Annotated in this window: 17 protein-coding genes; 14 read left to right on the top strand and 3 right to left on the bottom strand. The window is 72.7% G+C overall.

What is annotated here, in order from left to right; genetic code table 11:
• The first annotated feature begins 16 nt into the window (after positions 1 to 16).
• The 13 genes from ACYP53_RS36455 (at position 17) to ACYP53_RS36395 (ending at position 15,845) form a co-directional block, all read left to right on the top strand.
• The gene (locus tag ACYP53_RS36455) at positions 17 to 754 is read left to right on the top strand and encodes a CDP-alcohol phosphatidyltransferase family protein (protein ID WP_189914073.1); all 738 of its coding nucleotides are present in this window, start codon (positions 17 to 19) and stop codon (positions 752 to 754) included.
• On the top strand, positions 751 to 1,650 hold the full coding sequence (locus ACYP53_RS36450; RefSeq protein ID WP_189913624.1) for a glycosyltransferase family 2 protein: 900 nt from the start codon (positions 751 to 753) through the stop codon (positions 1,648 to 1,650). Before ACYP53_RS36455 ends, ACYP53_RS36450 begins: the two co-directional genes overlap by 4 nt.
• A 147-nt stretch (positions 1,651 to 1,797) precedes the next feature.
• The gene (locus ACYP53_RS36445; RefSeq protein ID WP_189913623.1) at positions 1,798 to 2,739 is read left to right on the top strand and encodes an ABC transporter permease; all 942 of its coding nucleotides are present in this window, start codon (positions 1,798 to 1,800) and stop codon (positions 2,737 to 2,739) included.
• Complete coding sequence (locus ACYP53_RS36440; protein WP_229928279.1) at positions 2,732 to 3,541, top strand: ABC transporter ATP-binding protein; 810 nt, start codon at positions 2,732 to 2,734, stop codon at positions 3,539 to 3,541. Before ACYP53_RS36445 ends, ACYP53_RS36440 begins: the two co-directional genes overlap by 8 nt.
• Before the next feature lie 261 nt (positions 3,542 to 3,802).
• Positions 3,803 to 4,795 carry a squalene synthase HpnC gene (hpnC, locus tag ACYP53_RS36435; RefSeq protein WP_189914071.1) on the top strand — a complete coding sequence of 331 codons (993 nt, stop codon included), beginning with the start codon at positions 3,803 to 3,805 and terminating at the stop codon, positions 4,793 to 4,795.
• A gap of 41 nt (positions 4,796 to 4,836) precedes the next feature.
• Positions 4,837 to 5,694 (top strand): presqualene diphosphate synthase HpnD, encoded by an 858-nt coding sequence (gene hpnD, locus ACYP53_RS36430; protein ID WP_189914070.1) that lies wholly within the window; start codon positions 4,837 to 4,839, stop codon positions 5,692 to 5,694.
• Positions 5,695 to 5,821: 127 nt separating this feature from the next.
• On the top strand, positions 5,822 to 7,255 hold the full coding sequence (hpnE, locus tag ACYP53_RS36425) for a hydroxysqualene dehydroxylase HpnE (RefSeq protein WP_459650561.1): 1,434 nt from the start codon (positions 5,822 to 5,824) through the stop codon (positions 7,253 to 7,255).
• 221 nt (positions 7,256 to 7,476) lie between these two features.
• The gene (locus tag ACYP53_RS36420) at positions 7,477 to 8,565 is read left to right on the top strand and encodes a polyprenyl synthetase family protein (protein ID WP_189913621.1); all 1,089 of its coding nucleotides are present in this window, start codon (positions 7,477 to 7,479) and stop codon (positions 8,563 to 8,565) included.
• A 127-nt stretch (positions 8,566 to 8,692) separates the two neighbouring features.
• Positions 8,693 to 10,651, top strand: a complete 1,959-nt coding sequence (gene shc, locus ACYP53_RS36415) for a squalene--hopene cyclase (protein WP_229928339.1) — start codon at positions 8,693 to 8,695, stop codon at positions 10,649 to 10,651.
• Positions 10,648 to 11,400, top strand: coding sequence for a 5'-methylthioadenosine/S-adenosylhomocysteine nucleosidase family protein (locus ACYP53_RS36410; protein ID WP_459650560.1), 753 nt, complete (start codon positions 10,648 to 10,650; stop codon positions 11,398 to 11,400). The genes shc and ACYP53_RS36410 overlap by 4 nt, the downstream gene beginning before the upstream one ends.
• A 2-nt stretch (positions 11,401 to 11,402) precedes the next feature.
• Positions 11,403 to 12,431 (top strand): adenosyl-hopene transferase HpnH, encoded by a 1,029-nt coding sequence (gene hpnH, locus ACYP53_RS36405; protein ID WP_189913619.1) that lies wholly within the window; start codon positions 11,403 to 11,405, stop codon positions 12,429 to 12,431.
• A 113-nt stretch (positions 12,432 to 12,544) separates the two neighbouring features.
• The gene (gene dxs, locus ACYP53_RS36400; protein WP_459650559.1) at positions 12,545 to 14,455 is read left to right on the top strand and encodes a 1-deoxy-D-xylulose-5-phosphate synthase; all 1,911 of its coding nucleotides are present in this window, start codon (positions 12,545 to 12,547) and stop codon (positions 14,453 to 14,455) included.
• Complete coding sequence (locus ACYP53_RS36395) at positions 14,445 to 15,845, top strand: aspartate aminotransferase family protein (RefSeq protein WP_189913617.1); 1,401 nt, start codon at positions 14,445 to 14,447, stop codon at positions 15,843 to 15,845. Before dxs ends, ACYP53_RS36395 begins: the two co-directional genes overlap by 11 nt.
• Positions 15,846 to 15,926: 81 nt before the next feature.
• Here ACYP53_RS36395 and ACYP53_RS36390 read toward each other — a convergent pair whose 3' ends face one another.
• Positions 15,927 to 16,199 carry a DUF6343 family protein gene (locus tag ACYP53_RS36390; RefSeq protein ID WP_189913616.1) on the bottom strand — a complete coding sequence of 91 codons (273 nt, stop codon included), beginning with the start codon at positions 16,197 to 16,199 and terminating at the stop codon, positions 15,927 to 15,929.
• 76 nt (positions 16,200 to 16,275) lie between these two features.
• Between ACYP53_RS36390 and ACYP53_RS36385 the strand changes: the two genes are divergently transcribed.
• Positions 16,276 to 16,497, top strand: a complete 222-nt coding sequence (locus ACYP53_RS36385; RefSeq protein WP_189913615.1) for an I78 family peptidase inhibitor — start codon at positions 16,276 to 16,278, stop codon at positions 16,495 to 16,497.
• Between the two features lie 84 nt (positions 16,498 to 16,581).
• Here the strand turns inward: ACYP53_RS36385 and ACYP53_RS36380 are convergent, their stop codons facing one another.
• A complete protein-coding gene (locus ACYP53_RS36380) occupies positions 16,582 to 17,244 on the bottom strand; it encodes a phosphatase PAP2 family protein (protein ID WP_189913614.1) in 663 nt (220 codons plus the stop codon).
• A 465-nt stretch (positions 17,245 to 17,709) separates the two neighbouring features.
• Positions 17,710 to 18,477 carry a 3-oxoacyl-ACP reductase FabG gene (fabG, locus tag ACYP53_RS36375; protein ID WP_189913613.1) on the bottom strand — a complete coding sequence of 256 codons (768 nt, stop codon included), beginning with the start codon at positions 18,475 to 18,477 and terminating at the stop codon, positions 17,710 to 17,712.
• Positions 18,478 to 18,825 lie beyond the last annotated feature (348 nt).

Raw genomic sequence — 18,825 nt, 5'->3', positions numbered from 1 at the left:
GATCCACCCGGAGGGCATGCTCCAGCGCCGCAGCGCCGAGCACTGGGCCGGGCGCCTGTACATGCGGAAGATCTCGCTGCGGATCACCCGCGTGCTCTCCACCATGACGGCGATCACGCCCAACGGCCTGACGTACCTGATGATGTTCACCGGCATCCTGGCCGGTGCCGCGCTGATCGTGCCGGGCATCACGGGCGCGGTCCTGGGCGCCCTGCTGATCCAGGTCTACCTCCTGCTGGACTGCGTGGACGGCGAGGTGGCCCGCTGGCGCCGGCAGACCTCGCTGACCGGCGTCTACCTGGACCGGGTCGGCCACTACATGTCCGAGGCGGCCCTGCTGACCGGGCTCGGCCTGCGCGCGACCGACCTGCTGCACCGCGAGGGCGGCGGCTCCCACTGGGAGTGGGCCTTCCTGGGCACGCTGGCCGCGCTCGGCGCGATCCTGATCAAGTCCGAGACGGACCTGGTGGACGTGGCCCGGGCCCGCAGCGGTCTGACGGCCGTCGAGGACAGCGCCTCGGTGCCGCGTTCGGCGACCGTGGCCAAGGCCCGTAAGGCCGCCTCGCTGCTGAAGTTCCACCGCCTGGTCGGCGCGGTCGAGGCCTCGCTGTTCATCCTGGCGGCCGGGATCGCCGACGCCGTGCACGGCGGGCTCCTCTTCACCCGGCTCGCGGTGGTCGTCCTGGCGGCGATCGCGATGCTGCAGACCGTGCTGCACCTGCTGAGCATCGTCCTGTCGAGCAGGCTGCGATGAGCGATGTGACGAACGCGGCGAGCTTCCGCCTCGGCGCGGTGATCATCACCATGGGCAACCGGCCCGCCGAGCTCAACGCCCTGATCGAGTCGGTCCGCGCCCAGGAGGGCCCGGCGGTCGAGCTGGCCGTGGTCGCCAACGGCGCCCCGCTGCCCCCGCTGCCGGAGGGCGTGCGCAGCGTGGAGCTGCCGGAGAACCTCGGCATCCCGGGTGGCCGCAACGTCGGCATCGAGCTGTTCGGCCGGGACGGCGCGGAGGTGGACGCCGTGCTCTTCCTGGACGACGACGGCCACCTGCCGCGCACCGACTCGGCCCGGCTGCTGCGCGAGGCCTTCACCGCCGACCCGGAGCTGGGCATCGTCTCCTTCCGGATCGCGGACCCGGACACCGGGGTCACCCAGCGCCGGCACGTCCCCCGGCTGCGCGCCAGCGACCCGCTGCGCTCGTCCCGGGTGACCACCTTCCTCGGCGGTGCGAGCGCCGTGCGCTGCAAGGTGTTCGAGGAGGCCGGCCAGCTGCCCGGCGAATTCTTCTACGCGCACGAGGAGACCGACCTCGCGTGGCGGGCGGCGGACGCCGGCTGGGCCATCGACTACCGGTCGGACGTGGTGCTGCACCACCCGACGACCTCGCCCGCCCGGCACGCCACCTACTTCCACAACGTGGCCCGCAACAGGGTCTGGCTCGCGAGGCGGAACCTTCCGGCCCTGTTGGTGCCTCTCTATCTGGGAACCTGGTTTCTGCTCACCCTGGCCCGCCGCCCCTCCCCCGAGGCGCTGAAGGCCTGGTGGGGCGGATTCCGGGCGGGCTGGCGCGAACCCTGTGGTCCGCGGCGGCCCATGCGATGGCGTACCGTTTGGCAACTGACCAGGCTGGGCCGACCTCCGATCATTTGATCTGATTTGATCGAATGATCGATTGCTGCGGCCGGTGACCACACACCGGCCGGCTCCCCCCGAGATCCCAGTGGATCCCCATCGGCGCACGGCCGGCGGACCCCCCGCCGACCGGCCGCCCCGACCGATCCCGCGTGAAGGACGAATGTGTCGACAGTGAGTGAACCCGTCAGCCTCTCGACCCCCAGGGGGGTGGACGCGGGCCTGACCGCCAAGCAGCTTGCGGACAAGTACGGTCTGTCGGTGAGCGGTGCCCGGCCGGGTCTGTTCGCCTACACCAAGCAGCTCTGGGCCCGGCGCCACTTCATCTGGGCCTTCGCCACCGCCCGCCTGGTGGCCCAGTACACCGACGCCAAGCTCGGCCAGGTGTGGCAGGTCGTGACCCCGCTGCTCAACTGCGCGGTGTTCTACCTGGTCTTCGGCGTCATCCTGGAGAACAAGGACGGCTTCCCGCCGAACACCTACATCGCCTGGCTCTGCATCGGCGTCTTCGTCTTCCAGTTCACGCAGAACGCGGTGCAGTCCGGCACCCGGGCGATCTCCGACAACCTCGGCCTGATCCGGGCGCTGCACTTCCCCCGTGCCAGCCTCCCGATCGCCTTCACCGTGATCCAGCTCCAGCAGCTGCTGATCTCGATGGTCGTGCTGGTCATCACGGTCCTCGCCAGCGGCATCACCCCCGGCAGGACCTGGCTGCTGATCATCCCGGCGCTGATCCTGCAGACGATGTTCAACACCGGCATCTCCCTGATCATGGCCCGGATCGGCGCCAAGACCAGTGACATCTCCCAGCTGATCCCCTTCGTGATGCGCGCGTGGATGTTCCTGTCCGGCGTGATGTTCAGCATCCAGGACCGGGTCCACAAGTGGCCGCACTACATCCAGGTGATCTGCGCCGTCAACCCGGCCTCGGTCTACATGGACCTGCTGCGGCACGCCTTCGCGCCGATCATCTACAACAAGCACCAGCCCGCGCACCAGTCGCTGCCGCCGCACCAGTGGACGTACGGCATCGCCTGGGCCGTCGGGATCTTCGTCATCGGATACGTCTTCTTCTGGAAGGCCGAGGAGGAGTACGGCCGTGGCTGACACCGACCTGAGCAAGCGCGACGACGTCCGTGACACGGACGTGGCCCGCGAGCCCACCGTCGTCGTCGACGACGTGCACATCGTCTACCGGGTGCACGGCGCCGGCTCCGGCAAGGGCAGCGCCACCTCGGCGCTGAGCCGCATCCTCAGCCGCAAGCGCGGGTCCGGCGTGCGCGAGGTGCACGCGGTCAAGGGCATCAGCTTCACCGCGTACAAGGGTGAGGCGATCGGCCTGATCGGCTCCAACGGCTCCGGCAAGTCGACGATGCTGGCCGCCATCGCGGGCCTGCTGCCGACCGAGAAGGGCGGCATCTACACCAACGGCCAGCCCTCGCTGCTGGGCGTCAACGCGGCCCTGATGAACGAGCTCAGCGGCGAGCGCAACGTCGTCCTGGGCTGCCTGGCGATGGGCATGACCCCGGCCCAGGTGAGGGAGCGCTACCAGGAGATCGTCGACTTCTCCGGCATCAACGACAAGGGCGACTTCATCTCCCTGCCGATGCGCACCTACTCCTCCGGCATGGGCGCCCGCCTGCGCTTCTCGATCGCCGCCGCCAAGACCCACGACGTGCTGCTGATCGACGAGGCCCTGGCCACCGGTGACCAGGCCTTCCAGCAGCGCAGCAAGAAGCGCATCGAGGAGCTGCGCGGCTCCGCCGGTACGGTCTTCCTGGTCAGCCACGACAACAACTCGATCCGCGAGGTCTGCGAGCGGACCATCTGGATCGAGGCCGGCGAGCTGATCATGGACGGTCCGACCGACGAGGTCGTCGGCCGCTACGAGCGCGGCGAGCGCCCGTAGCGCCGTCCCGCCCCGCCGCCTGGGCCGGTTCCGGAGACCTCCGGGGCCGGCCCTTCGGCGTGCGCCGGTCCGTTACCCCGGGTGGCCGCCGCCGCGGGGGTGAGCGCCGCCTCCGGCAGGCGGGGCGCTCTTCTCCGGCGCGGCCCGCGGTGTCAGGCTGGTGGGCGCGGGGGCGGAGTGCCGGAGGTGACGCCCGCGCTCGGACGCGTGTCCGAGTCGGACCGGTGGTACCCAGCGGTGTAGAACGGGGGAGTGACAGCAGTGTCGGCTTCGGCCCAGCCCAGTGACCAGCCCAGTGACGCGCCGCTGAACCGTTCAGCGGGCCAGACCCTGGAGAAGGCGGGCGCCGAGAACTTCCCGGTCGCCCCGTTCTTCCTGCCCGCGGCCTGGCGCGACGACCTGATGGCGGTGTACGGCTTCGCCCGCCTGGTCGACGACGCCGGGGACGGCGACCTGGCCGACCCGGCCGTCACCGCCCGGCTGCTCGGGGTCGAGCAGCCGCCCCCGATCACCCCTTCGGCCCAGCCCGGCCCGCCGGCTCCGCAGGAGGTCGCCTTCCGGCTCGCCCTGCTCGACGGGCTGGAGCACGACCTCGACCGGGTCTTCGAGTCCGCGCTGCACCCGGCCGGCGCCGACCGCCCCCGCCACCCGCTGATGCGGGCCCTGGTCCCGCTGGTCGACCGGCACGGCCTGACCCCGGAACCGTTCCGCCGTCTGATCGAGGCCAACCGGGTGGACCAGACCACCGCCCGCTACGCCAGCTACGACGACCTGATCGGCTACTGCACGCTCTCCGCCGACCCGGTCGGCCGCCTCGTCCTGGCCATCGCGGGCGTCTCCACCCCCGAGCGGATCGAGCTCTCCGACGCCGTCTGCAGCGGCCTCCAGGTGGTCGAACACCTGCAGGACGTCGCCGAGGACCTCGCCCGCGGCCGGATCTACCTCCCCACCGAGGACCTGGCGCGCTTCGGCGTCACCGAGGCCGACCTCGCCGCCCCCTCCGCCGACGGGGCCGTGCGGGAGCTGATCGCCTTCGAGGCGGAACGGGCCCGCACCCTGCTCGATCACGGCGCACCATTGGTAGGTACGGTTCGGGGGAGGCTTCGACTGCTCCTGGCGGGATTCACCGCCGGCGGTTACGCGGCCCTGGCGGCCATCGAGGACGTCGGGTACGACGTGCTCGCGCGACAGGCGAAGCCGGACAAGCGCCGCCTCGCAGCGAAGGCGGCGGCAATCTTCGCGAAGGGAAGGTGAACGCCCGCGTGGCGGCATCACCACTGGCGTCGGCCCAGGTCATGGCGGCGTACCGGTACTGCGAGGCAGTCACCGGTCTGCAGGCGCGCAACTTCAGCTACGGCATCCGCCTGCTGCCCGAGCCCAAGCGGCTGGCCATGTCGGCCCTGTACGCCCTCGCCCGCCGGGTGGACGACATCGGCGACGGCGACCTCCCGGACGACCGCAAGGCCGAGGCGCTGCTGCGCACCCGGGAGCTGGTGGACGAGGTCCGCTCCGGGGTGGTCGCCGAGGACGACACCGACCCGATCAAGGTCGCCCTGGCCGACACCGCCCGGCGCTTCCCGATCCCGCTCGGCGGCTTCGACGAGCTGATCGACGGCGTCGAGATGGACCTCAAGGGCGCCGAGTACCAGACGTACGAGGAGCTGAAGGTCTACTGCCGCTGCGTGGCCGGCGCGATCGGCCGGCTCTCGCTGGGCGTCTACGGCTGCGACGACCCCGAGCTCGGGGCCCGGTACGCCGACACCCTGGGCCTGGCCCTGCAGCTCACCAACATCCTGCGCGACCTGCGCGAGGACGCCCTGAACGGCCGGACCTACCTGCCCACCGAGGACCTGGCCCGGTTCGGCTGCGAGCAGGGGTTCGCCCTGCCCAAGCCGCCGGTCGGCGCGGACTTCACCGGCCTGGTGGCCTTCGAGGCCGCCCGCGCCCAGGCCGCCTTCGAGGAGGGCCTGCGGCTGCTCCCGATGCTGGACCGCCGCAGCCGCGCCTGCACCGCCGCGATGGCCGGGATCTACCACCGGCTGCTCGGCCGGATCGCGGCCGACCCCGAGTCGGTGCTGCGCGGCCGGGTCTCGCTGCCGGGCTGGGAGAAGGCGTACGTGGCGCTTTCCGGGCTCGCCGGGGGGCGTTCTTGATTCTCGCCGCAGTTCTGTCACGCTGTGTCAGCGGGGAATCACGTGCGGGTAGTTCCGTGTTGACCGTGCGAGTAACGGCTTCAGCGACCGCCTCCCGGCGGTCCGGCGACTGCGAGGGGGAGGGCCGATGACCGGGCGAGCCGATGCCGCGCGCCCGGCGTCCGTCGTGGTCGGCGGGGGTCTGGCCGGGATCACCGCCGCGCTGCGCCTGGCCGAGGCGGGCCACCGGGTCACCCTCGTCGAGGGGCGGCCCCGGCTCGGCGGCCTGGCGTTCTCCTTCCGGCGCGGTGACCTCACCGTCGACAACGGCCAGCACGTCTACCTGCGCTGCTGCACCGCCTACCGCGGCCTGCTGGAGCGGCTCGGCGCCGGCCGGCTGGTCCACCTGCAGGACCGGCTGGACGTCCCGGTGCTCTCCGTCACCGGGCCCGCGGGCGCGCCGGTGCGCACCCTCGGGCGGCTGCGGCGGGCCGGCCTGCCCGTCCCGCTGCACCTGGCCGGCAGCCTCGCCCGCTACCCGCACCTGTCCCCGGTGGACCGCGCCCGGGTGGTCCGCGGCGCGCTCGCCCTGAAGGGGCTGGACCTCGACGACCCGGCGCTGGACCGGATCTCCTTCGGTGACTGGCTGCGCCGGAACGGGCAGAATGCCGCCACCCAGGCGGCCCTGTGGGACCTGGTCGGCGTCGCCACCCTGAACGCCCGGGCCGACCAGGTGTCGATGGCGCTCGCCGCCAAGGTGTTCCAGACCGGCCTGCTCTCCGACCCGGGGGCCTCCGACATCGGCATCGCCGCCGCCCCGCTGGGCGCGATCCACCACGACCGGGCGCTCGCCGAGCTGGAGCGCGCCGGCGTGAAGGTGCTGCTGCGCACCCGGGTGGCGGAGCTCAAGCCGGCCGCGCCGCAGCACGCCGTCCTCCTGGAGGAGGGGGAGCCGCTCACCGCGGACACCGTGGTCCTGGCCGGCGCCCAGGACAGCGCGGCCGCCCTGCTGCCGCCGAACGCGATCCAGGGGCAGGAGCGGCTCGCCGGGTTCGGCACCGCGCCGATCCTCAACGTGCACGTGATCTACGACCGCACGCTGGTGCGGCAGCCGTTCTTCGCCGCCCTCGGCTCCCCGGTCCAGTGGGTCTTCGACCGCACCGCGCACTCCGGCCTGGCCGCCACCGAGCTCGGCCGCGCCCACCCGGGCGCCCAGTACCTGGCGCTCTCGCAGTCCGCCGTGCAGGACGAGATCGACCTCCCGGTCGCCGAGCTGCGCCGCCGCTACCTGCCCGAGCTGGAGCGGCTGCTGCCGGCCGCGGCCGGGGCCGAGGTGCTGGACTTCTTCGTCACCCGGGAGCGCACCGCGACCTTCGACCCGGCCCCGGGCAGCGGCGCGCTGCGCCCGTCGGCCCGCACCTCCGTCCCCGGCCTGCTGCTGGCCGGCTCGTGGACGGCCACCGGCTGGCCCGCGACCATGGAGGGCGCCGTGCGCAGCGGCCACGCCGCCGCCGACGCCGCGCTCGCCGCGGCCGGCACCCGGGTGCCGGTGGACCGCGGCGACGGGAGGTGGCCCAGGTGACGGCGGGCCGCGCCGCCGGAGAGCCCGCCAGAGCCATCGGGCGTACCGTCGAGCGCATCAGCGCCTTCCACGGAACCGACGGGACCGACGGACTCGACGGGACCGGCCCCACCGGCCGTACCGACACCCTCGGCACCGGCACCACTCGAATCGACACCAGCCGCACCGACGGCACCCGGCCGCCCCGTGCGGTCCGGCCCCACGAGGGAGAGGGAACACACGTGGAGTCACGCACCGGCTTCGCCGTCGGAGGCACGGCGCACGCCGAACCGGTCTCGGTGCCGGAGCTGCTCACCCGCAGCCGTACGCTCTGCACCCCGCCGCTTCGGGCCGCCGTCGCCCGTTTGGCCGCACCGATGGACACGGTCGCGGCCTACCACTTCGGCTGGATCGACCGGGACGGCACGCCGGTCGCCGGGGACGGCGGCAAGGCCGTGCGCCCCGCGCTGGCGCTGCTGTCCGCCCAGGCCACCGGCGCGGCGGCCGAGGTGGGCGTGCCCGGTGGGGTCGCTGTTGAACTGGTGCACAACTTCTCCCTGCTCCATGATGATCTGATGGACGGTGACGAGACCCGGCGGCACCGGGCCACCGCCTGGACGGTCTTCGGACCGGCCCAGGCGATCCTGGTCGGCGACGCCCTGGCGACGCTCGGCACGGAGGTGCTGCTCGACGCCGCGGTGACCGGCGGCGCGAGCCCCACCGACGCCGCGCGCGCCGTCCGGCTGCTCACCACGGCGACCCGCCGGCTGATCGACGGCCAGGCCATGGACGTCGCCTTCGAACAGCGCGACAGCGTGACCGTCGCGGAGTGCCTGGAGATGGAGGGCGGGAAGACGGCGGCCCTGCTGGCCGCCGCCTCGGCGATCGGCGCGGTCCTGGCCGGGGCCGACGACAAGGTCTCCGACTCCCTCCAGCGCTACGGCCACCACCTGGGGCTGGCCTTCCAGGCGGTGGACGACCTGCTCGGCATCTGGGGTGCCACCGAGGTCACCGGCAAGCCGCACTGGGGCGACCTGCGCCAGCGCAAGAAGTCCCTGCCGGTCGCCGCCGCGCTGGCCGAGGGCGGCCCGTCCTCGCGCCGGCTCGCCGAGCAGCTGGCCGACCCGAAGGGGCGCGGGGAGGAGAGCGAGCCCGAGCTCGCCGCCCGGGCCGCGCTGATCGAGGAGGCCGGCGGCCGCGCCTGGACCCAGGAGGAGGCCCGCCGCCAGCACACGACTGCCCTCGCCGCCCTGGACGAGGTGCCCATGTCCGACGAGGTGCGCCAGCACTTCGTCGCACTCGCCGAATTCGTGGTGGTACGAGAGAGGTGACGTTACGTTGACAGCAACCGCGGACGGCCGGCTCGACCCTGAGTACGATCCCGAGCCGGTCGCGGTGGGCGACCGCCCCCCGGCCCTGCTGGGCGCGGGGCGGTGGCAGCCCGAGGACACCGACCGGCTGTCGGCCGGTGAGGCGGACCACGGACCGGCCGACGCGCGGGAGGCCCTGGCCCGCGCCACCACCCACCTGCTCTCGCTGCAGTCCTCCGAGGGCTGGTGGAAGGGCGACCTGGAGACCAACGTCACCATGGACGCCGAGGATTTACTGCTCCGACAGTTCCTCGGGATCCGCACCGAGGAACAGACGAACGCCACCGCCGACTGGATCCGCTCCCAGCAGCGTGAGGACGGTACCTGGGCCACCTTCCACGGCGGTCCCGCCGAACTCTCCACCACCGTCGAGGCGTACGTCGCGCTCAAGCTGGCCGGCGACGACCCCGACGCCCCGCACATGCTGGCCGCCGCCCGCTACGTCCGCTCCGCCGGCGGCATCGCGGCCGCCCGGGTGTTCACCCGGATCTGGCTCGCGCTGTTCGGCTGGTGGCCGTGGGACCGGCTGCCCGAGATGCCGCCCGAGATCATCTTCCTGCCCAAGTGGCTGCCGCTGAACATCTACGCCTTCGGCTGCTGGGCCCGGCAGACCATCGTTCCGCTGACCGTCGTCTCCTCCCACCGCCCCGTCCGCCCGGCGCCCTTCCCGCTCACCGAGCTGCACACCGACCCGGACGACCCCTGCCCCGAACGGCCGCTCGCCCCCGCCACCACCTGGGACGGCCTCTTCGAGCGCCTCGACCGGGTGCTGCACGCCTACCACCGCCGGGCCTTCCGCCCGCTGCGCCGACTGGCCGTCTCCCAGGCCTGCCGCTGGATCGTCGAACGGCAGGAGGCCGACGGCTGCTGGGGCGGCATCCAGCCGCCCGCCGTCTACTCGCTGATCGCCCTGCACCTGGAGGGCTACGAACTGGAGCACCCGGTGATGCAGGCCGGGCTCTCCTCCTTCGACCGCTTCACCGTGCACACCGAGGACGGCATGCGGTGGATGGAGGCCTGCCAGTCCCCGGTCTGGGACACCTGCCTGGCCACCATCGCGCTGGCCGACGCCGGGATGCCGGCCGACCACCCCGCGCTGGTCTCCGCCGTCGACTGGATGCTCGGCGAGGAGATCCGCAAGCGGGGCGACTGGTCCGTCCAGCGGCCCGGGCTGCCCGCCGGCGGCTGGGCCTTCGAGTTCGAGAACGACACCTACCCCGACATCGACGACACCGCCGAGGTGGTCCTGGCCCTGCGCCGGGTGGCCCACCCCGACCAGGCCAAGGTCGACGCGGCGGTGGACCGCGGCGTGCTGTGGAACCTCGGCATGCAGTCCAAGAACGGCGCCTGGGGCGCCTTCGACGTCGACAACACCAGCACGCTCCCCAACAAGCTGCCGTTCTGCGACTTCGGCGAGGTGGTCGACCCGCCCTCCGCCGACGTCACCGCCCACGTGGTGGAGATGCTCGCGGAGACCGGCCGCGCCCGCGACCCGCGGACCCGGCGCGGCATCGAGTGGCTGCTGCGCAACCAGGAGGCGGACGGCTCCTGGTTCGGCCGCTGGGGCACCAACTACATCTACGGCACCGGCTCGGTGCTGCCCGCCCTGGTGGCGGCCGGCGTCCCGGACGAGCACCCGGCGATCCGCCGGGCGGTGCGCTGGCTGGAGGACCGGCAGAACGCCGACGGCGGCTGGGGCGAGGACATGCGCTCCTACGACGACCCGGCGCGCTGGGCCGGTCGCGGCGACTCCACCGCCTCGCAGACCGCGTGGGCGCTGATGGCGCTGCTCGCGGCCGGCGAGGGCCCGGACGGCCGGGCCAACCCGGCGGTCGAGCGCGGCGTGGACTGGCTGGTCCGCACCCAGCTGCCCGAGGGCACCTGGGACGAACCGCAGTTCACCGGCACCGGCTTCCCCTGGGACTTCTCCATCAACTACCACCTCTACCGGCTGGTCTTCCCGGTCACCGCGCTCGGCCGCTACCTCCACGGCGGCCCGGCGACGGCCGAACCGAGCGGGACCCCGGCGATCGGGGCGGCGCGGTGACCACCGCCCCCCTGCTGGTGCTCTGCGCACTGGGCCCCGAGGTCTGGGCCCTGCGCGGCGGTGACTGGCGCGGCGCGCCCGGCGGATCCCCGGTGCTGGTGCGCACCGGGGTCGGCCGGCGGCGCGCCGGGCTGACCGTCAGGCGGCTGCTCGGCTCCGCCCCCGGCGGCTACGGCGCGGTCGTGGTGGCCGGGTTCGGCGCCGCGCTCGGACCGGGCGTGCTGCCCGGCGACGTCGTCGCGGCCGACGGGGTCCGCGACGCCGAGGGCCACCTCTACCCGGTCGGCTCCGGGCCGGAGCTCACCCGGGCGCTGAAGGAACGCGGCCTCACCGTGCACACGGGGGTGCACCACACCGCCGACCACGTGGTGCGCGGCATCGAGCGGCGGGCTCTGCACCTGCAGGGCGCGCTCGCCGTCGACATGGAGGCCGCCGCCGTGCTGGCCGCCCTGCGGGAGGTGCGGCCGGCGCTGCCCGCCGCGGTCCTGCGGGTGGTCGTCGACACCCCCGAGCACGAACTGCTGCGGCCCGGCACCCTCCCGGCCGGGGTGCGCGCCTGGCGGACCCTGCGGGCCGCGGTGCCCGCCCTGGTCGACTGGTACCGGCACGAGCGCGCACCCGGCTCCGACGTCCCGGACCACCCCGGCTCCGACGCCCTGAACCACCCCGGCCCCGAGGCCATGAACCACCCCGGCTCCGACGCCCTGAACCACCCCACATCCGCGACGCTCCCACAGGAGGCGAGCTAGCCATGGCCATGCCGTTGCGCCAGACCGTGCGGGTCGGCACCTACCTCATGCAGCAGAAGCTGCTCAAACGACGGGACAAGTTCCCGCTGATCGTGGAGCTGGAACCGCTGTTCGCCTGCAACCTCGCCTGTGAGGGCTGCGGCAAGATCCAGCACCCGGCGGGCGTCCTCAAGCAGCGGATGCCCGTCGCCCAGGCGGTCGGCGCGGTCCTCGAGTCGGGTGCGCCGATGGTCTCGATCGCCGGCGGCGAGCCGCTGATGCACCCGCAGATCGACGAGATCGTCCGCCAGCTGGTCGAGCGCCGCAAGTACGTGTTCCTGTGCACCAACGCGCTGCTGCTGCGCAAGAAGATGGACAAGTTCACGCCCTCGCCGTACTTCACCTTCGCCGTGCACATCGACGGCATGCGCGAGCGGCACGACGAGTCGGTGGCCAAGGAGGGCACCTTCGACGAGGCGGTGGCCGCCATCAAGGAGGCCAAGCGGCGCGGCTTCCGGGTCACCACCAACAGCACCTTCTTCAACACCGACACCCCGCAGACCGTCATCGAGGTGCTGGACTACCTCAACGACGAGCTGAAGGTCGACGAGATGATGATCTCGCCCGCCTACGCCTACGAGAAGGCCCCCGACCAGGAGCACTTCCTCGGCGTCGAGCAGACCCGGGAGCTCTTCCGCAAGGCCTTCGCCGGCGGCAACCGCCGGCGCTGGCGCCTCAACCACAGCCCGCTCTTCCTGGACTTCCTGGAGGGCAAGGCCGACTTCGAGTGCACCCCCTGGGGCATCCCCAACTACTCGCTGTTCGGCTGGCAGCGGCCCTGCTACCTGATGGCCGACGGCTACGTGCAGACCTACCGCGAGCTGGTCGAGACGACCGACTGGAGCAAGTACGGCCGTGGCAAGGACCCGCGCTGCGCCAACTGCATGGCCCACTGCGGCTACGAGCCGACGGCCGTGCTCGCGACCATGGGCTCGCTGCAGCAGTCGCTGCGCGCCATCACCGAGACGGTCAGCGGCAACAAGATCCGCTGAGCCGGGAGTTGACCGCCAGGTCGGCACCCCGGTCCGGGCCCCCGCGCCCGGGCCGGCTCCGCCCCCGTCGGGCGGAGGCATCACCGCACCACTCCGAGTCGTGAGGTGTACCCATGTCACTGCTCTCCCGCGTCACGTCGCCGGCCGAGCTGCGCAAGCTCCCGGCGGCCGAACTCCCGCTGCTCGCCGACGAGATCCGCGACTTCCTGATCGACGCCGTCACGCGCACCGGCGGACACCTCGGGCCCAACCTCGGCGTGGTGGAGCTCACCATCGCGCTGCACCGGGTCTTCGACTCGCCGTACGACCGGATCGTCTTCGACACCGGCCACCAGAGCTATGTGCACAAACTGCTCACCGGGCGCCAGGACTTCACCAAGCTGCGGATGCGCGGCGGGCTCTCCGGCTACCCCTCGCGCGGCGAGTCCGAGCACGACCTGGTCGAGAACTCGCACGCCTCCACCGCGCTGTCCTACGCCGACGGCCTGGCCAAGGCCGCCCAGCTGCTCGGCCAGCACGACCGGCACACCGTCGCGGTGATCGGCGACGGCGCGCTCACCGGCGGACTCGCCTGGGAGGCCCTCAACAACATCGCCGAGGCCCGCGACCGGCCACTGGTCATCGTCGTCAACGACAACGAGCGCTCCTACGCCAGGACCGTCGGCGGCCTCGCCAACCACCTCGCCACCCTGCGCACCACCCAGGGGTACGAGCGCTTCCTCGCCCTCGGCAAGGAGGCGCTGCAACGCACCCCGCTGGTCGGCCAGCCGATCTTCGACGCGCTGCACGGCGCCAAGAAGGGCTTCAAGGACGCCTTCGCCCCGCAGGGCATGTTCGAGGACCTCGGCCTCAAGTACCTCGGGCCGATCGACGGCCACGACCTGGGCGCGGTCGAGCAGGCACTGCGCCAGGCCCGCAACTTCGGCGGGCCCGTCATCGTGCACTGCCTGACCGTCAAGGGCCGCGGCTACCGGCCGGCCGAGCAGGACGAGGCCGACCGCTTCCACGCCGTCAACCCGATCGACCCGTACACCTGTCTGCCGATCTCGCCCAGCGGCGGCGTCTCCTGGACCTCGGTCTTCGGTGAGGAGCTGCTCGCGCTCGGCGCCGAGCGGCCCGAGCTGGTCGCGATCACCGCGGCCATGCTGCAGCCGGTGGGCCTGGCGCCGTTCGCCAAGGCCTACCCGGCGCGGACCTTCGACGTCGGCATCGCCGAGCAGCACGCCGTCACCAGCGCCGCCGGGCTGGCCACCGGCGGGCTCCACCCGGTGGTCGCGGTGTACGCCACCTTCCTCAACCGGGCCTTCGACCAGGTCCTGATGGACGTCGCCCTGCACCGGCTGGGCGTCACCTTCGTGCTCGACCGCTCCGGGGTGACCGGGCCGGACGGCGCCTCGCACAACGGCATGTGGGACATGTCGATCCTCCAGGTCGTCCCGGGCCTGCGGTTGGCCGCCCCGCGCGACGCCGAGCAGCTGCGCGCCCAGCTGCGCGAAGCCGTCGCGGTCGAGGACGGGCCCACGGTCGTCCGCTTCCCCAAGGGGAACATCGGGCCCGCCGTACCGGCCGTCGAGCGGATCGGCGGCGTGGACGTACTGCTGCGCACCGGGCGGCCGGCCGAGATCCTGCTGGTCGCCGTCGGCACCACCGCCCCGGCCTGCCTGGACGCCGCCCGGCTGCTGCTCGCCGAGGGCTTCACCGCCACCGTGGTCGACCCGCGCTGGGTCAAGCCGGTCGACCCGGCACTGTCCGAACTGGCCGCCGCCCACCGGCTGGTGGTCACCGTCGAGGACAACGGCCGGACCGGCGGGGTCGGTTCGGCGATCGCCCAGGCGCTGCGCGACGCGGACGTGGACGTCCCGGTCCGGGTGCTCGGCCTGCCGCAGGAGTTCCTCGGGCACGCCTCGCGCGGGGAGATCCTGGAGGAGGCCGGGCTGACCGGGACCGGGGTCGCCGCCCAGGCCGCCGTCTTCGCCAAGAACCTGCTACCGACCCGAGGAGCGAACCCGCGCCATGCCGGCTGACCCAGACCGCCCCGCCTTCGACCTCGCCGCCCTCCTCGCCGAACGCGGCGGTGAGCGCTACGAGTTGAACAGCCGCTACCTCAACCCGCAGCTGTCCCGGATGCTCCACACCATCGGCTTCGACAAGTACTACGAGCGCGCCCAGGGCCCGTACTTCTACGACGCCGAGGGCAACGAGTACCTCGACATGCTGGCCGGCTTCGGCATCTTCGCGCTGGGGCGCCACCACCCGGTGGTGCGCTCCGCGATCCAGCAGGTGATGGACCTGGACCTGCCGGACCTGGTGCGCTTCGACTGCTCGCCGCTGCCCGGACTGCTGGCCGAGCGGCTGCTCTCGTACGCGCCCGGCCTGGACCGGGTGTTCTTCGGCAACAGCGGGACGGAAGCGGTCGAGACCGCGCTGAAGTTCGCCCGGTACGCCACCGGGCGCCGCCGGATCCTCTACGCCGACCACGCCTTCCACGGGCTCACCACCGGCTCGCTCTCGGTCAACGGGGAGAACGGCTTCCGCAAGGGCTTCGACCCGCTGCTCCCGGACACCGCCATCCCGCTCGGCGACCTCGGCGCGCTCGCCAAGGAGCTGAAGCGCGGCGACGTCGCGGCACTGATCGTCGAACCGATCCAGGGCAAGGGCGTCCAGGCGCCCCCGCCCGGCTGGCTGCGGGCCGCCCAGGCGCTGCTGCACGAGCACAAGGCCCTGCTGATCTGCGACGAGGTGCAGACCGGGATCGGCCGCACCGGCGAGTTCTTCGCCTACCAGCACGAGGACGGGGTGCTGCCCGACCTGGTCTGCGCGGCCAAGGCGCTCTCCGGCGGGTACGTGCCGGTCGGGGCGACCCTCGGCAAGGGCTGGATCTTCGAGAAGGTGTACTCCTCGATGGACCGGGTGCTGGTGCACTCGGCCAGCTTCGGGTCCAACGCCCAGGCCATGGCCGCCGGGCTGGCGACCCTGGAGGTGATGCGGGACGAGAAGGTGGTCGAGAACGCCCGCAAGGTCGGCGACCAGTTCCGCGAGCGGCTGACCGCGCTGGTCGACACGTACGAGCTGCTCGCCGAGGTGCGCGGGCGCGGGCTGATGATCGGCATCGAATTCGGACGGCCCAAGTCGCTCAAGCTGCGCACCGGGTGGACGGCGCTGCAGGCGGCCCGCAAGGGGCTGTTCGCGCAGATGGTCGTGGTCCCGCTGCTGCAGCGGCACCGGATCCTGACGCAGGTGTCCGGGGACCACCTGGAGGTGATCAAGCTGATTCCGCCGCTGATCATCACCGAGCGGGACGTGGACCGGTTCATGGACGCCTTCACCGACATCATGGACGAGGCCCACCGGGGGAACGGCCTGATGTGGGACTTCGGGCGGACGCTGGTGAAACAGGCGGTCGGCAGCCGCTGAGGCCGCGTGCACGGGGCACGGTACGGCGCGAGGAGTGGGAAGTCGGCGGGGCCGACTTTCCACTCCATGGGAGACGCCGCGTCAGAGCTCGGTCCGGCGGCGCCGGATCACCACCACGAGATCGACGAGGGCGAACAGGGAGAGCAGGCCGCAGGCGACGGCGAAGCCGGTGAGTGTTCCCCGGCTGGGCGCGCCGTTCACGGGGGAGACGGCCGCCCAGACCGCGAAACCCACCGTGGCCAGCACGAACAGCGGCGTGAAGGTCAGCGACAGCAGGTAGCGGAGCTTGAGGTCGCTGCGGGCGGTGGCCGGCTCGCTGCCGCTGCGCCACCGCCGCGGCGTGGTGGTGCGCATGGTCGTTCACCTCCGGACCGCACGGCGCGGGCTACGATTCCAGCGTACGTCCGAGGGTGCTGGCCGGGGAGGCGCGATGTCGGGGTCGGACGCGGTGGATCCGTCGGGGGCGGCGGGGGCGGACGCCGAGGGGTACGCGGGGCTGCGGGTCGAACGGGCCCGGGAACTGGCCCGGCGACACGGCTGGGCCTCGGTCCGGGTGCTGGAGCCGGGGGAGCTGATGACCATGGAGTACCGGCAGGGGCGGCTCAACCTGGCGGTGCGGGACGGTGTGGTCGAGCGGAGCTGGGAGGGGTAGCGCTCGCTCCCCGGGTGGGTCCTGTTCGGCGGGTCCGTGGCCGGGCTGGTCCCTGGTCGGGTGGATCCGTGGTCAGGTGGGGGCTCAGTACGGCAGGGGGCGGCGGCCGAAACGGCGGTGGAGCCGCTGCTCGGCCGTGCCGACCAGGGGTTCCAGCAGCGGCAGCGAGAGCAGTACCAGCAGCCCGGCGGCCCAGCCGGCCAGCACGTCAGTGACCCAGTGGGTGCCCAGGTAGACCGTGGTCAGGCCGATCGAGCAGGCCGTGGCGGCGGCGATCACCGCGCCGGTGCGGCGCCAGCGGACGGCCAGATAGGCGAGCACGCCCCAGGTGACCACGGCATTGGCGGTGTGCCCGGACGGGAAGATGGTGCCGCCGGAGAAGAGCTCGGGCGAGCCGACGTACTGGGCGTAGTGCGGGCCGAGCCGGCCGGTGACGATCTTCACCGCGCCGACCGTGACATTGAGCAGGAGCAGGGCGACGCCCATGACCAGCAGCGGGCGCAGCCGGCCGAGGCGGCGGGCGCGCCAGGCGAGCCAGGCGAAGGCGGCGATCGCGGAGGGGCCGCGCTGCCCGGCGACCACCCAGGTGTCGAGCAGCGGCTCCAGCCGGGGCCACCGCTCGTACGGGCGCAGCAGGCGGACCGACCAGTCGAGGTCGACCAGGGCCGTGTTGAGCAGGACGCCGGCCAGCACCAGCAGGTAGCCGACGAGGGTGGCGGCGAGCAGGGCGGCCTGCCGCCGGCTCATCGGGGGCCAGCCCACCGGTGGCGGGCCCATCGGGCGGCGGCTCACAGGGGTCACGCGCAGGACGGGCTGGCCCGGCGGAGCGAGGCCCACCGGGGGCGGGCCGGGGTCGCGACGGTGGTGGCCGGCCGGGCCGCGGACGCTGCCGAGGGTGGCGGGACGTTCCCGGCCGGTGGTGGCGGTGTGGTGTTCCGACCGCTGTCGCGGAATGGGAGAAGGGGTACTTCCGGATTGCACGGGGTGACCTTACCCATCCGACCGGGGTTATTCCGGGGGTAATTGTCATTTTCCCGTGAAATCGACAATCGGGACGATGCGGGGTGGCCCGGGGAGTGATTTCGGCGATTTCGGGATCGAATGTCCGTGTGGTGTTCGAATGATTCTGCAAAAGCCCCGGTAAAGGAAACGGAGTGGGAGGCCGGTCCGCCCGGCTTCCCACTCCGTGGTAACCCTGTGTAGGTTCCGTGCTCAGTCGAGGGGGCCGCCCGCGACGTAGATCACCTGGCCGGAGACGAAGCCGGCGCCCTCGCTCGCCAGGAAGGAGATGGTGTGGGCGACGTCCTCAGGCTGACCGACCCGCTGGACCGGGATCTGAGAGGCCGCAGCCCGCTTGAAGTCTTCGAAGTCCATGCCGACCCGGGCCGCGGTGGCCGCCGTCATGTCCGTGGCGATGAAGCCGGGGGCCACGGCGTTGGCCGTGATGCCGAACTTGCCCAGCTCGATGGCCAAAGTCTTGGTGAAGCCTTGCAGGCCCGCCTTGGCGGCCGAGTAGTTGGCCTGGCCGCGGTTGCCCTGTGCGGAGGAGGAGGACAGGTTGACGATGCGGCCGAAACCGGCGTCGACCATGTGCTTCTGCACCGCGCGGGTCATCAGGAAGGCGCCGCGGAGGTGAACGTTCATGACCGTGTCCCAGTCGGACTCGGACATCTTGAAGAGCAGGTTGTCGCGGAGTACGCCCGCGTTGTTCACCAGGACGGCGGGGGCGCCCAGCTCGGCGACGACGCGGTCGACGGCGGCCTGGACCTGCTCGGCGTCCGAGACGTCGGCGCCGACGGCCAGGGCCTTGCCCCCGGCAGCGGTGATCCGGTCGACGGTCTCCTTGCCGGCCGCCTCGTCCAGGTCCAGGACGGCGACCGCGTAGCCGTCGGCGGCCAGTCGGAGGGCCGTGGCGGCACCCAGGCCGCGCGCGGCGCCGGTGACGACGGCGACCCGGGGGGCGGTGCTCTGCTCGGTCATGCGCGCTCTCGTCTCTCTCGGGGGTTGCCTCCCGGGGAGAGCCCCCGGAGAGGGTGGCCATACCCTACCGGCGAGTAGGGAGGGCGGCCAGGGTGGAGAGGCGCAGGTGACGGTCGGTAAGGACCGACCGGTCGGCTTTCTGCTGAGAACGCGTTACTGCAAGTGGTTGGCAGCGCGTAAATATGCCAATGTTGCCGAACCTGCGTCTACTATCCGCCCCTGCCTGCCAGCAAGGGCCCGCCGTTTGTATAGTGTCCGCCAGCAGCCACCGGCTGCACGGCTGGAGCGCCCTCCCTCATAGCTGGACGCCCACTCGCCGTTACTGCCCCACCCGGGTGTCCCACACAC

Source organism: Kitasatospora sp. Ki12 (genome assembly GCF_054601375.1).
Note: the sequence above shows the minus strand (reverse complement) of the source record. Positions and strands in the feature narration are given on the sequence as shown.